This is a genomic window from Cellulosimicrobium funkei (assembly GCF_001019615.1).
Taxonomy (GTDB): domain Bacteria; phylum Actinomycetota; class Actinomycetes; order Actinomycetales; family Cellulomonadaceae; genus Cellulosimicrobium; species Cellulosimicrobium cellulans_E.
The window spans coordinates 1-13,760 of sequence record NZ_JNBQ01000020.1; the positions used below are offsets into that span (position 1 = coordinate 1).

General features: G+C 74.3%; 10 protein-coding genes and 1 pseudogene. 3 read left to right on the plus strand and 8 right to left on the minus strand.

Annotation, left to right across the window (positions count from 1 at the left end; translation table 11 throughout):
- The 3 genes from FB00_RS13680 to narI all read left to right on the plus strand — a co-directional run.
- Positions 1 to 1,024, plus strand: a 1,024-nt coding sequence (locus FB00_RS13680) for a 4Fe-4S dicluster domain-containing protein (RefSeq protein WP_047233486.1), incomplete at its 5' end; no start/stop codon positions are given.
- Positions 1,021 to 1,728 carry a nitrate reductase molybdenum cofactor assembly chaperone gene (gene narJ, locus FB00_RS13685; RefSeq protein ID WP_047233487.1) on the plus strand — a complete coding sequence of 236 codons (708 nt, stop codon included), beginning with the start codon at positions 1,021 to 1,023 and terminating at the stop codon, positions 1,726 to 1,728. The genes FB00_RS13680 and narJ, both read left to right, overlap by 4 nt.
- The gene (gene narI, locus FB00_RS13690; RefSeq protein ID WP_047233488.1) at positions 1,725 to 2,459 is read left to right on the plus strand and encodes a respiratory nitrate reductase subunit gamma; all 735 of its coding nucleotides are present in this window, start codon (positions 1,725 to 1,727) and stop codon (positions 2,457 to 2,459) included. The genes narJ and narI overlap by 4 nt, the downstream gene beginning before the upstream one ends.
- Before the next feature lie 168 nt (positions 2,460 to 2,627).
- Here narI and FB00_RS13695 read toward each other — a convergent pair whose 3' ends face one another.
- The 8 genes and pseudogenes from FB00_RS13695 to FB00_RS13730 form a co-directional block, all read right to left on the minus strand.
- Entirely contained in the window at positions 2,628 to 2,972 is a 345-nt protein-coding gene (locus tag FB00_RS13695) for a DUF2249 domain-containing protein (protein ID WP_047233489.1), read from the minus strand.
- A 90-nt stretch (positions 2,973 to 3,062) separates the two neighbouring features.
- Positions 3,063 to 5,939 carry a multicopper oxidase domain-containing protein gene (locus tag FB00_RS13700; RefSeq protein ID WP_231581854.1) on the minus strand — a complete coding sequence of 959 codons (2,877 nt, stop codon included), beginning with the start codon at positions 5,937 to 5,939 and terminating at the stop codon, positions 3,063 to 3,065.
- Positions 5,936 to 7,180: a hypothetical protein gene (locus FB00_RS13705; RefSeq protein WP_047233490.1), complete on the minus strand. Its 1,245-nt coding sequence runs from the start codon at positions 7,178 to 7,180 to the stop codon at positions 5,936 to 5,938. The genes FB00_RS13700 and FB00_RS13705 overlap by 4 nt, the downstream gene beginning before the upstream one ends.
- Positions 7,181 to 7,310: 130 nt before the next feature.
- Positions 7,311 to 8,382 (minus strand): annotated as a pseudogene (locus FB00_RS13710) (TIGR03842 family LLM class F420-dependent oxidoreductase).
- A 45-nt stretch (positions 8,383 to 8,427) separates the two neighbouring features.
- Positions 8,428 to 9,864 carry a dihydropyrimidinase gene (gene hydA / locus FB00_RS13715; protein WP_047233491.1) on the minus strand — a complete coding sequence of 479 codons (1,437 nt, stop codon included), beginning with the start codon at positions 9,862 to 9,864 and terminating at the stop codon, positions 8,428 to 8,430.
- A gap of 27 nt (positions 9,865 to 9,891) precedes the next feature.
- Positions 9,892 to 10,728: a nitrilase-related carbon-nitrogen hydrolase gene (locus FB00_RS13720; RefSeq protein ID WP_047233492.1), complete on the minus strand. Its 837-nt coding sequence runs from the start codon at positions 10,726 to 10,728 to the stop codon at positions 9,892 to 9,894.
- A gap of 61 nt (positions 10,729 to 10,789) precedes the next feature.
- Positions 10,790 to 12,190: an aspartate aminotransferase family protein gene (locus FB00_RS13725; protein ID WP_047233493.1), complete on the minus strand. Its 1,401-nt coding sequence runs from the start codon at positions 12,188 to 12,190 to the stop codon at positions 10,790 to 10,792.
- A 7-nt stretch (positions 12,191 to 12,197) separates the two neighbouring features.
- Positions 12,198 to 13,685 carry a CoA-acylating methylmalonate-semialdehyde dehydrogenase gene (locus FB00_RS13730; RefSeq protein ID WP_047233527.1) on the minus strand — a complete coding sequence of 496 codons (1,488 nt, stop codon included), beginning with the start codon at positions 13,683 to 13,685 and terminating at the stop codon, positions 12,198 to 12,200.
- Positions 13,686 to 13,760: the final 75 nt, after the last annotated feature.

Consider the following 13,760-nt stretch of genomic DNA (forward strand, 5'->3'; position numbering starts at 1 on the left):
GCTCGTGGACCAGGACCAGTGCCGCGGCTGGCGCATGTGCGTCACCGGCTGCCCCTACAAGAAGGTCTACTTCAACCACAAGACCGGCAAGGCCGAGAAGTGCACCCTGTGCTACCCCCGCATCGAGGTCGGCCTGCCCACCGTGTGCTCCGAGACCTGCGTCGGACGCCTGCGCTACCTCGGCCTCGTCCTCTACGACGCGGACAAGGTCACCGAAGCCGCCGCCGTCCAGGACGAGCACGACCTCCTCGCCTCCCAACGCGCCGTCTTCCTCGACCCGAACGACCCCCAAGTGATCGCCGCCGCACGCGCCGAGGGCATCCCCGAGGACTGGATCACCGCCGCCCAACGCTCCCCCATCTGGGACCTCATCACCCGCTACGAGGTCGCCCTGCCCCTGCACCCCGAGTACCGCACCCTGCCCATGGTCTGGTACATCCCACCCCTGTCCCCCGTCGTCGACGTCGTCGCGGCGTCGGGCAACGACGGCGAAGACGGACGCACCCTGTTCGCCGCGATCTCGAAGCTGCGCATCCCGCTCGAATACCTCGCGGGCCTGTTCACCGCCGGGGACACCGCCCCCGTCGAACGCGTCCTGCGCCGCCTGGCCGCCATGCGCTCCTACATGCGCGACCTCAACCTCGGCCGCGACCCCGACGAACGCACCGCCGCCGCCGTCGGCATGACCGGGCAACAAGTCCAAGACATGTACCGCCTCCTGGCCATCGCGAAGTACGAAGACCGGTACGTCATCCCCACCGCCCACACCGAGATCGCCCGCGAGCTCACGGACATGGCGTGCTCGCTGGACTACGACGGCGGCCCGGGGATGGGTGGCGCGGGACCGACGACGGGCGAGTCGTTCCACGCGGTCGGCGCGCAGGAGCGCGCCACGAGCCCGTACACGCCGTCCACGTCGGGCCGGGTCAACCTGCTCACCTGGGACGGCAGCGGCGCGCCGGGCGGGCTCTTCCCGCCGTCGCGACCAGCGGGCGGCCCCGAGCCCTCGGGGGGTGCGGCATGAGGCGCGCGGCCCGGTCCCGGCCGCCGTCCTCGACGAGCGCGGCGGCGCCCGGTCCCCTGCCGGACGACCAGCGCCGCGCCGCGCACACCGCGATCGCGCTCCTGCTCGACTACCCCACCGCGGAGGCCGCCGCCCACCGGGCGGACGTCGAGGACGTCGTCGCCGGGCTGCCCCCGGACGTGCGGCGACCCCTGCGCGCGTTCCTCGACGCCACGGCGTCCGTGCCCCTCCGCGAGCTCCAGGCCGCCTACGTCACGACGTTCGACCTCAAGCGCAAGTGCTCGCTCTACCTGTCGTACTACGCGGCCGGGGACACCCGGAAGCGCGGGGCCGCGCTCGTCACGTTCGTCGAGGCGTTCCGCGCGGCCGGATGGGAGACGGACGGCTCCGAGCTGCCGGACCACCTGCCCACGGTGCTCGAGCTCTCCGCGCGCACGGACGGCGAGATCGCCGGCATGGTGCTCGACGCGCACCGCGACGGCATCGAGGTCCTGCGCGCCGCGCTCGAGACCGTCCGCAGCCCGTACGCGCACGTGGTCGCGGCTCTCGTCGCGACGCTCCCGGCGATGCAGTCCGCGACCGCCGCACGCTTCCGCGACCTCGTCGCCGCGGGACCGCCCACCGAGCTCGTCGGCCTGAGCGACCTGTCCCACCTCACGCCCTTCGCCACGATCCCGAGCCTGACCGAGGAGACCCGACGATGAGCCCGCTCGACGTCCTGCTGTGGGTCGCCGTCCCGTACGCGGTGGCGGCCGTGTTCGTCGTCGGCCACGTGTGGCGGTACCGCTACGACCAGTTCGGCTGGACCACGCGCTCGTCGCAGCTCTACGAGAACCGCTGGCTCCGCCTCGGCTCGCCTCTCTTCCACGTCGGCATCCTCATGGTCATCGGCGGGCACGTCGTCGGCATCCTCGTGCCGCGCCCGTGGCTCGAGGCCGTCGGCGTGGACGAGCACGCCTACCACCTCGTCGCGACGATCGCCGGGACGTTCGCGGCCGTGCTCACGGTGGTCGGGCTCGTGATCCTCGTCCTGCGCCGGAGGCTCTCCGGCGCGGTGTTCCGCGTGACCACGCGCACGGACAAGCTCATGTACGTCGTGCTCGGCGCCGCGATCGGGTTCGGCACGCTCGCGACGGTGCAGCACCAGATCTTCGGCGGCGGGTACGACTACCGCGGGTCGATCTCGCCGTGGTTCCGTTCGCTGCTCACGTTCCAGCCAGACCCGTCGCTCATGGCCGACGTCCCGCTCGCGTTCCAGCTCCACGTCCTGTGCGGCCTGGCGCTGTTCGCCCTGTGGCCGTTCACGCGCCTCGTGCACGTGTTCTCCGCGCCGCTCGGGTACCTCACGCGCCCGTACGTCGTCTACCGGCGCCGCGCGGCCACGACGACGTCGCGCGCACCGCGCCGCGGCTGGGAGCCCCCGACGGCCCCCTAGCGAGCACCGCCCTCACCCCACGATGCGTCCGCGCCCGAGTGCTGCGTCCCGACACGCAGCGCCCGGGCGCCGGCGCATCGCTCGATCCGGTGAGCGCACGACGACGCCCGGCGGCCATCCCCGTGCCGCCGGGCGTCGTCGCGTGCCAGGGCTTGCCGGCCCCGCTGCTCAGCCCTGCGCGGGCACCGGCCGGCGCGTGAGGCGGATGCTCACCTCGGTCGCCTCGCGCGACAGGTACTCGCGGTCGAACGCGCCGGGCTCCCGTCCCTCGAGCTGTGCGAGCAGCGGGAGCGGGTCGTGCGGCGCGACGAGCACGAGCCCGTCGCCGGGCGCGAGCGCCTCGAGGGCCCCGAAGACGACTCCGTGGCGCACGGCGTGCGGGATCGTGCGGACGTCGAGCACGATCTCGCCGTCGTCGTGGGCGCACCCGCACGTGTGCCCCTCCTCGGGCTCCTCCCCGTGCGCGGCCGCGTGCTGCGGGGGCTCGGTGATCTCGATCGGTTCTGCTGCCATGTGGTCCTCCTGGGTCGTGGCGCGAGCGCCGGGTGGGGTGCGGGGTCTGCGGGCCTGACGGCGCGGGGACGTCGCCGACGGGCGGGCCTGTCAGGGCGTCACGGCGAACGCCCCGGACGCGCCGCGCTCGGCGTCGGACATGGAGTGCGTGACGAACGGGTAGGTCCCGGCCTCGGGGAACGTGAGCTCGACGAACCCGCCCTGCGCGGGCAGCAGGCCGAGCACCTGGCTGCCGCCGGAGCTCCCGGCCGGGAGCGAGTACGCGCCCTCCTGGTAGACGGTGTCGAACTGGCCGCCGACGACGTGGAACGCGCTCGGGCGGTTCGGGCCGGCGTCGAGCACCCACACGCGGACGCGCTCGCCGACGCGGGCCTCGAGCGGGTCGTGCCGGTACTGGTTCGCGTAGCCGTTGAACGCGAGCAGGTCGGGCTCGCCGGCCGCGACCTTCGCGTCGTCTGCGGACGCGCCCTGCGCGCCGAGGTAGAGCTCGGACTGCACGACGACGTACTCGTGGTCCACGGGAGCGAGGTCCGGCGGGTCGACGATCACCGCGCCGAACATGCCGTTCGCGATGTGCAGCGACATGGGCATGGTCGAGCAGTGGTACATCCAGATCCCGGCGCGGGTCGCCGTGAAGCGGTAGACGAGCGACTCCCCGGGCGCGATCGTCCGCATCGGCTCGTCGGGCGCGAGCGCGCCCGCGTGGAAGTCGATCGAGTGCCCGATCGTGCCGTCGTTGACGAGCGTGATCTCGAAGACGTCACCCACCTTCCCGCGCAGCACGGGCCCCGGCGCGGTCCCGCCGAACGTCCACACCGTCTGCTCGACCGCGGGTGCGACCTCCTGGACGGTCTCCGTCACGGTGAGGGTGCGCCGGTGCACGACCGGCTCGCCCGACGGGTCCGTCTCGGCCGGTGCGAGCGTCGCGTCACGCGCGGTGAACCCGTCGCCCGGGTGCGTCATGAGGTCGACGTCGGACGCGGTCAGCGAGGCCGCCCCGCCCGAGCCCGTGCTCGCGTGCCCGCCGTGCGCGTCGTGCACGTCGCGGCCACCGTCGTCCGCCGTGACCGTCCCGCCGGAGCCGTCCGAGCCGCCGGTGCCCTCGACGTCGATCGTGAGCGTCATGCCCATGAGCCGGTGCCCGGCGACGGAGCACCAGCCGTCGAGCGGACCGCTCACGACGCCGACGTCGACCGTGGCGGTCTCCCCCGGTGCGACGCGGCCCGACGTCGTGCTGTCCTCGAGGACGAGGTCGTGCACGTCGTCGTCGGTGTTGGTCAGCTCGACGACGAGCCGGTCGCCCGCGGGCACGGTGATCGTGTCCGGGACGAACCGCATGTCGGTGGCCTCGACCTGCACGGTCGTCGTGCGGCCGGTCGTCGCGACCGGCACGCCGGCCCCTCCGGTCCCGGCGACAGCGCCACCCCCGACGACGCCCGACCCGACGCCGGCCGCCACCGGGTCGGCGGCGATGCCGCCCACGACCGCGAGCGCCAGCGTCGCGACGGCGGCCGTCACCGCGCCCGCGAGGGGTCGGCGCGCCTGCGCGTCCCGGCGTGCGGCGACGGCGCGAGCGGCGTCGCCGCGGCGCGTGCCCGACGGCGGAGCCTCCGTCGTGAGGCTCGTCGCGCCCGGGGCGGGCGGCTGGGCCGGGGATACCGTCGGCTGCGACGCGTCCTCGCGCGAGACCGTGTCGCCCCGCGAGACGATCACGGCGCGCAGCGCGAGGACGAGGAAGGCGAGGAAGGTCGCGAAGACGACGAGCGACAGCCCGACGCGCACCCACGACGGCAGCGGCAGGAGGTACAGCGCGAGACCGCCGTTCGCGACGAGCACGCGGTACGCCCCGCCCGCGCCGACGACGGACTCGGTGCGCCGCCGTCGTGCCGGGCCGCCGCCGAGCACGACGGGGACGAGGTACGTGAGCGCGCCGAGGAGCACCTGCGCGGCGAACCCGACGACGAACGGGAGCAGCAGCCCGCCGATCGCGTCCTGCGCCGCGGCCCACGACGGCGCCGTCGCGACCCGCACCCCGAACGCGGCCACGCTCCCGGCGAACCACGCCACGGACGCGGCGAGGCTCCACGCGGCGAACCCCCAGGCGCCGCGCTGGGCGGCCCGACCCTGCGCCGCGAGGTGCCGACCGACCAGCACGACACCGCCCAGCACGACGGCCGCCCCGGCCGCGACGAGGGGCCGCCAGCCGACCGCGCACGCCGCGACGACGAGCAGGATCCCGGCGGTGAGGACCGGCAGCGCGCGGCGGGCCGCGACGTCGGCGTCGGGCTGGATGCGCGTGCGCAGCACGGTCGGCCACAGCAGCACGAGCGTGCCGAGCACCGTGAGGCCGACCCACCCGAGGACGTTGAGCGTCACGTGCGCCACGTAGAGGCGGCCGTACGCCTCCGTCCCCGCGCCGCCGCGGGCCATGAGGACGCCGAGCGTCACGCCGACGGGCAGGCACGCGGCAGCGACGACGTAGTAGCGGACGAGCCGGCCGAAGCGCGACGGCAGCGCGCCCCGGCCCTGGAGCACGAGCACCGTCGCGTGCGTCACCGCCCCCGCGCCCACGAGCACCCCGCCCGCGACCACGAGGGACCAGACGTCGGTCAGCAGCCCCGCGACGACGAGCAGCGCACCGACCGTGTGCGCGGCGAGCCGCGCGACGTGCAGCGGGCGCCCGCCCGGCGCCTGGCGGCGCAGCATCGTGTCGGCGAAGTGCTGGCTCCACACGAGGACGGCCGTGCTCACGGCACCGAGCATGAGGACGTGGACCATGAGCCACACGGCCTCGGGCACGAACCGGTGCACGACGACGAGCACCGCCTCGGCGACGAACCACCCGAGGACGAGGGCATGGAGCCACAGGTTCCGACCGGTGCCTCCGACCTTCTGCGTACCCGGGAGCGGCCCGACGGGCCGGGCGGTCAGGAGCGAGGGTCGCTCGGGCGAGGCGGGCACGGTCACCTTCCGGGGACGATCGGGAGCACGGCGGACGGGGCCGAAACAGAACCCTGGTCGCGCGAGGTAGAGCCGTGGTCGCGCGAGGTAGAGCCGTGGTCGGCGGCTGCGGCCGCCCGCTCCCCGCGCAGCGCCGACCACAGCGCGACCCCGACGAACCCGAGGACGGCGACGACGTTCCCCGCGCCGCCGACGCGGACGGCCGCCACCGCTCCGGGCCCGTCGCCCGCGAGGTCACCGGCGACCCGGACGGCGAGCGACGCGTGCAGCAGCGCGAGCGGCGCCCACATCGCGGCGCGGTATGGGAGCGGACGGCGCAGCACGGCCGGGAGGATGAGCGGCGCGTGCGCCATGATCATCGACACCCCGAACCCGAGGAACACGGCGTGCACGACGGCGTCGTACGTCGTCCCCGAGCGCAGCGTCACCGCCGGGCCGAGCCCGGAGGGACCGGCCCCCGCCGCGAGGAACACCCAGGCCGCGCCCGCGACGACGAGCCACGCGTAGCCCGCGAGCATCGCCGCCGCAGCGAAGCGCGGCAGGCCTCGGCCACGGACGGTGCGGCGCGCGACGTCGTGCCGCAGCAGCACGAGAGCCGACACCGCGAGCGCCGCCCCGGCCATGGCGTACCCGGGTGCGGGGGCGAGCAGGGCGACGCACGCCGCGCCGACGGAGACCAGCGACCCGGCGAGGACGGTGCGCTCGGTCCGGGCGTCGATCTCGAGCCGTGCGAGCTCGACGCGCTCGCCGAGCACGGTCCAGGCGACGAACCCGACGAGCCACGGAAGAAGGTCCGGCACCGCGACGCCCGCAGCCCAGAGCGCGGCACCCCCGACGGCGAGCACGGCGCCCGTGGCCTGGATCGCCGTCGCGACGGCGGGCTGGCGCCGCCAGAGCGCGGCGTAGATCGCGACGAGTCCGAGCGTCCCCGCGACGAGCAGCCCCTGCCCGACCGCGCGGGGCGCGGGCGAGAGGAGCGCGAGCGCGCCGAGCCCGAGCGCGGCGGGTGCGAGGTAGGCGACCGGGCGCCGCACGGCGACGGCGCGTTCGAGGGTGACGAGCGTGCCGACGAACCCGAGCACCATGAGCATGCCGTGCGCGTCCTGGACCCGCTCGGCAGGGACGGGCGACGGGAGCCCGAGCAGGGCGAGCCCGGTCGCGAGCCCCGTGAGCAGCGCGATCCCGGCGGGGAGCACGAGGAGCGCGCGGAACGGCGTCCGGCTCGTCACGCCCCGAGGGTTTTCCACGGTCCCGACCGTAGGAATCCAGCAGTACGCCCGGACAGGGCCGAAGGTCCCGCCGGGACGCGCCGGTCACGTGGGCTGGGTCACGCCGGCGGTCACGCGGACGAGAGCCCCAGCGCGGGTACGTGGCGGCTCACTCGCGCGCCCGGACGAGGTCGCGCACGGCGGGGCCGACCGTCTCGCCGTACGCGCGCAGGGTCTCGTCCTTGGCGTCGTGCTGGAGGTAGACGGCGAACTGGTCGACGCCGAGCGCGGCGAGCTCGCGCAGCCGCTCGACGTGCCGCTCGGCCGGCCCGACGAGGCAGAACCGGTCGACGATCTCGTCCGTGACGAACGCCGTGTGGGTGTTCCCCGCGCGCCCGTGCTCGTTGTAGTCGTAGCCCTGGCGCCCCGCGACGAAGTCGGTGAGCGCGTGCGGGATCGTCACACCCGCACCCGCCTCCGACCCGCCGGGCCCGTACCGCGCGACGATCTCCGCGACGTGGTTGCCGACCATCCCCCCGGAACCAGCGGCACTGGTCGTAGGCGTGCGCGAGCGCACGACGTCCCGCCTCGCCGTCCGACGGCGCGTGGTCGGTCACGTACGCGGGCGCGGCGACGCAGATGCGCACCGCGTCCGGGTCGCGACCCGCGCGCTCGGCCGCGGCGCGCACCGCGGCGACGGACCACGCGACGACGTCGGGGTCGGCGAGCTGGAGGATGAAGCCGTCGCCGACCTCGCCCGTGAGGGCGAGCGCCTTCGGCCCGTACGCCGCGACCCACACCGGCAGCCGGGAGTCCGGGTTCCACGGCAGGCGCAGCGTCGAGCCGCGGTACTCGACGGCCTCCCCCGACGCGAGGCCGCGGATGACGCCGATCGCCTCGCGGAGCTCGGCGAGCGTGACGGGCCGCCCGTTGATGACGCGTACCGCCGAGTCGCCGCGGCCGATGCCGCAGATCGTCCGGTTGCCGAACATCTCGTTGAGGGTCGCGAAGAGCGAGGCGGTGACGGTCACGTCGCGCGTCGCGGGGTTGGTGACCATGGGGCCGACCGTCACCCGGTGCGTCGCCGCGAGGATCTGGGAGTAGACGACGAACGGCTCCTCCCACAACAGGTGCGAGTCGAACGTCCACACGTGCGAGAAGCCGTACGTCTCCGCCTGCCGCGCGAGGTCGACGACCCGCCACGCGGGCGGGTCGTTCTGCAGCACCACCCCGAGGTCCATGCGCCCTCCCGATCCGGTCCGTGCCCGTCCTTCGCAGCTCGCCGCTCAGCGCAGGTACGCCGACAGCCCGCGGCGCAGGAACTGCCCGTGCCCAGGGCTGCCGTGGTACGTGCCGTCCTCGACGACCACGCGCCCGCGCGACATGACGACATCCACGTGCCCGTCGACCTCGAACCCCTCCCACGCCGAGTGGTCCATGTTCATGTGGTGCGTCTTCCCGTACCCGATCGACGTGCGCCCGGCAGGGTCGTAGACGACGACGTCGGCGTCCGCGCCCGGGGCGAGCACGCCCTTGCGGCCGTCGAGCCCGAACATGCGGGCCGGCGTCGTGCAGCACAGCTCGACCCACCGCTCGCGCGTGATGCGCCCGTCGACGACGCCCTGGTAGAGCAGGTCGAGGCGGTGCTCGACGCCGCCGATCCCGTTGGGGATCTTCGAGAAGTCGCCGCGCCCGAGCTCCTTCTGCTCCTTCATGCAGAACGGGCAGTGGTCGGTGCTGACGACCGACAGGTCGCCGGTGCGCAGGTACCGCCACAGCTCGTCCTGGTGGCCCTCGGCGCGCGAGCGCAGCGGCGTCGAGCACACCCACTTGGCGCCCTCGAAGTCGCCCCACTCGTCGCTGCGCGCGGCGAGCTGTTCCTCCAGCGACAGGTAGAGGTACTGCGGGCACGTCTCGCCGAACACGTTGTGCCCCTCGTCGCGCGCCTGCGCGAGCGTCGCGACGGCCTGCTTCGCGGACATGTGCACCACGTACAGCGGCGCACCGGTCAGGCGCGCGAGCATGATCGCGCGGTGCGTCGCCTCCTCCTCGGTCTCCCACGGTCGGCTCGTGCCATGGAAGTACGGGGCGGTGTCGCCCCGGTGGAGCGCCTCGCGCACGAGCACGTCGATCGCGATGCCGTTCTCGGCGTGCATCATGATCACCGACCCGTTGTCGCGCGCCTTGCGCATCGCGCGCAGGATCTGCCCGTCGTCGCTGTAGAACACGCCCGGGTAGGCCATGAACAGCTTGAAGCTCGTGATGCCCTCGCTGACGAGCTCGTCCATGGCCTTGAGCGAGTCGTCGTCGACGCCCCCGAGGATCTGGTGGAACCCGTAGTCGATCGCGCACTGCCCGTCCGCCTTCGCGTGCCACGCGGCGAGCCCGTCCTGGACGCGCTCGCCGGTGCGCTGGACGGCGAAGTCGACGATCGTCGTCGTGCCGCCCCACGCCGCCGCACGCGTCCCGGTCTCGAACGTGTCGGACGCGTTCGTCCCGCCGAACGGCAGCTCCATGTGGGTGTGGCAGTCGACGGCGCCCGGGATGACGTACATGCCGGTCGCGTCGATGACGCGCTCGGCGGACGCGGCGAGGTCGGCGCCCAGGCTCGTGTCCCCGGGCCGCAGGAGCGCGGCGACCTGCTCGCCGTCGACCAGCACGTCGGCGGGCGTCGAGCCCGTGGGCCCGACGACGGTCCCTCCCCGGATCAGCGTGTGCGGCATCGCGTGCTCCCCTCTCGGGTCCTCAGGTCACGGCCGGGTGAGGTCGTCGTAGGCGTCGGGCCGGCGGTCGCGGTAGAACTGCCACCGGTCGCGCACGACGCGCAGGAGGTCCAGGTCGAGGTCGCGCACGACGAGCTCCTCCTCGTGGTCGTCGGCGGGGTCGCCGACGAACGCGCCCTCCGGGTCGACGAAGTACGACGTGCCGTAGAAGTCGTCGTCGCCGAGGTCCTCGACGCCCACGCGGTTGATCGCGCCGACGTAGTACTCGTTGGCGACCGCCGCCGCCGGCTGCTCGAGCCTCCACAGGTAGTTCGACAGCCCGCGGCTGGTCGCGCTGGGGTTGAGCACGATCTCCGCGCCGTTCAGGCCGAGCGCGCGCCAGCCCTCCGGGAAGTGCCGGTCGTAGCAGATGTAGACGCCCACGCGCCCGACGGCGGTGTCGAACACCGGGTAGCCCAGGTTGCCGGGGCGGAAGTAGAACTTCTCCCAGAACCCGCGCACGTGCGGGATGTGCGTCTTGCGGTACTTGCCGAGATAGCGCCCGTCCGCGTCGATCACCGCCGCGGTGTTGTACAGGACGCCCGGCTGCTCCTCCTCGTAGACCGGCAGCACGACGACGGTGCCCAGCTCGGCCGCGAGCGCCGAGAACCGCTCGACCGTGGGCCCGGGGACCGACTCGGCGTAGGCGTAGTACGCGGCGTCCTGCACCTGGCAGAAGTACGGCCCGTAGAACAGCTCCTGGAAGCACACGAGCTTCGCGCCCTGGTCGGCGGCGTCGCGCAGGTGCTTCTCGTGGACGTCGATCATCGACTCCTTGTCGCCCGTCCAGCGGACCTGGGTGAGCGCGGCACGCACGGTGGTCATGACCCCTCCTCAGTTGTGGGCATGAAATGGGCCTGGTCTGGGGGCGCGAACCGGGCCCTTCTCATGCCCGCACCGCCTCGGCCTGCTCGTCGGCGACGTCGAGAGCCGCGTCGATCGCGGCGAGGCCGTGCTCGAGGTCGGCGGCAGACGTGACGAGCGGCGGCGCGACGTGCATGCGGTTGAAGTGCACGAACGGCCACACGCCGCGCTCCTTCACCGCGGCGACGACGGCGGCCATCGGCGCGGCCGCAGGCCCGCTCGCGTTGAACGGGACGAGCGGTTCGCGCGTCTCCCGGTCGCGCACGAGCTCGACCGCCCAGAAGAACCCGAGCCCGCGGACCTCCCCGACGCTCGGGTGCCGGTCCGCGATCTCGCGCAGCCGCTTCCCGATGACGTCCGCGCCGAGCGTCCGCACCCGCTCCAGGATCCGGTCGTCCTCGAACGTGCGGACCGACTCGACCCCCACCGCGCACGCGAGCGGGTGGCCGGAGTAGGTGAGGCCCCCGGGAAAGACGCGGTCGTCGAACGTCCGCGCGACGTGCTCCCCCAGGACGACGCCGCCCAGCGGCACGTAGCCCGAGTTCACGCCCTTGGCGAAGGTCACGAGGTCGGGCACGACGCCCCACCGGTCCACCGCGAACCACTCGCCCACCCGGCCGAACCCGACCATGACCTCGTCGGTCACCAGGAGGATGCCGTGCTCGTCGCACAGCGCGCGCACGCCCTCGAGGTAGCCGTCGGGCGGGATGAGCACGCCGTTGGTCCCGACGATCGTCTCGAGCAGGATCGCCGCGATCGTCCCCGGCCCCTCGAGCTGCACCACCTCGCGCAGGTGGGCGAGCGCACGCACGCCCTCCTCCGCGTCGTCTCGCGCCCCGAACGCGGAGCGGTACGCGTACGGGCCGAGGAAGTGCCGCACGTGCGGGTCGGGCGAGACCTCGTTGGGCCAGCGCCGCGGGTCGCCCGTGAGGGAGATCGCCGTCGTCGTGTTGCCGTGGTACGACCGGTACGCGGCGAGCACCTTCGCGCGCCCGGTGTGCAGGCGCGCGAGCCGGACCGCGTTCTCGACGGCGTCGGCCCCGCCGTTCGTGAAGAAGACGCGCCACCGTCGCTCGTCGCCGGTCGCCGGCCCGCCGTCCCGCGCGCCCGGGGCGCGCTCCGCGATCAGCCGGGCGAGCTCGCCCCGCACGTCGTTGGCGAACGTCGGGCCGACGGTCGCGAGCCGGCCCGCCTGCGCCTGGAGCGCCGCGACGAGCCGCGGGTGCTGGTGGCCCAGGTTGAGGTTCACGAGCTGGGACGCGAAGTCGAGGTAGCGGTTGCCGTCCTCGTCCCAGAACCACGCGCCCTCCCCGCCGGCGACGGGCAGCGGGTCGATCGCGCCCTGCGCGGACCACGAGTGGAAGACGTAGCGGTCGTCTGCGCGCGTGGTCGACGTGCGCCGGGCGAGCTCCTCCGTCGTCATCGGGCGCTCACCGGGTCCGGGGGAAGCCGAGGTCCACGCCCGCCGTGGACGGGTCGGGCCAGCGCGTCGTGACGACCTTGGTGCGCGTGTAGAACTGCACGCTCTCCGGGCCGTAGACGTGCAGGTCCCCGAAGAGCGAGCTCTTCCAGCCGCCGAACGAGTAGTAGCCGACCGGCACGGGGATGGGGACGTTGACGCCGATCATGCCCGCCCGGGCGTCGACCTCGAACGCGCGCGCGGCGCCGCCGTCGCGCGTGAAGATCGCGGCGCCGTTGCCGTAGGGGTTGTCGTTCACCAGCCCGACGGCCTCGTCGTAGGATTCCGCGCGCACGACCGACAGCACCGGCCCGAAGATCTCCTCGCGGTACACCGTGTGCTCGGGGCGCACGTGGTCGACGAGCGTGGGGTGCAGGAAGAACCCCTCCCCGAGATCCCCCGCACCGTCGGGGGCCTCGCGCCCGTCGACGACGAGCGTCGCGCCCTCCTCGGCGGCGGTGCCCACGCGTGCCGCGACCCGGTCGCGGTGCTCGGCCGTGATGAGCGGGCCCATCTGCGACGCGGGGTCGGAGCCCGGCCCGACGACGAGGCGCGCCACACGCTCGCGGATCGCCTCGACGAGCGAGTCGGCCACCGCTCCGACGGCCACGAGCACGGAGACCGCCATGCAGCGCTCGCCCGCCGACCCGTACGCCGCGGAGACCGCCGCGTCCGCCGCGACGTCCACGTCGGCGTCGGGCAGCACGACCATGTGGTTCTTCGCCCCGCCGAGCGCCTGGACGCGCTTGCCGTGCCGGGTCCCCGTCTCGTAGACGTGGCGCGCGACGGGCGTCGAGCCGACGAAGCTCACGGCCTCGACGTCGGGGTGCTCCAGCAGGCGTTCGACCGCGACGCGGTCGCCCTGCACGACGTTCACCACGCCGTCCGGCACGCCGGCCTCCTGGAGCAGGCGCGCGACGACGAGCGACGCCGAGGGGTCGCGCTCGCTCGGCTTGAGCACGACCGTGTTCCCGCACGCGATCGCGTTGGGGATCATCCACAGCGGCACCATGGCCGGGAAGTTGAACGGCGTGATGCAGGCGACGACGCCGAGGGCCTGCTTCACCTCGTGCACGTCCACGCCCGACGACGCCTGCTCGGTGTACCCGCCCTTGAGGAGCTGGCCGATGCCGCACGCGAACTCGACGCACTCGAGCGCGCGGGCGACCTCGCCCGCCGCGTCGGAGAGCACCTTGCCGTGCTCGGCGCTCACGACCGCCGCGATCTCGTCGCGGTGGTCGACGAGGAGCTGGTGGAACGCGAAGAGGATCGCGACGCGACGCGACACGCTCGTCGCGCGCCACGCGGGGAACGCGTCCCGCGCCGCGGCGACCGCGGCGTCGACGTCCGCGGCGGACGCGAGCGCCACCCGCCCCGTGACGGCGCCCGTCGCCGGGTCGTGGACCGGTCCGTACCGCTCCGCGTCGGGCCGCGCGCGACCCGCGACCCAGTGCCCGATGCGCGCCTCCCCGGCGCGCCCCTGCTCGTCGTCCGTCGCGGTCGGGGCGCTCGTGGCGCCCTGCGCGTGCGGGGA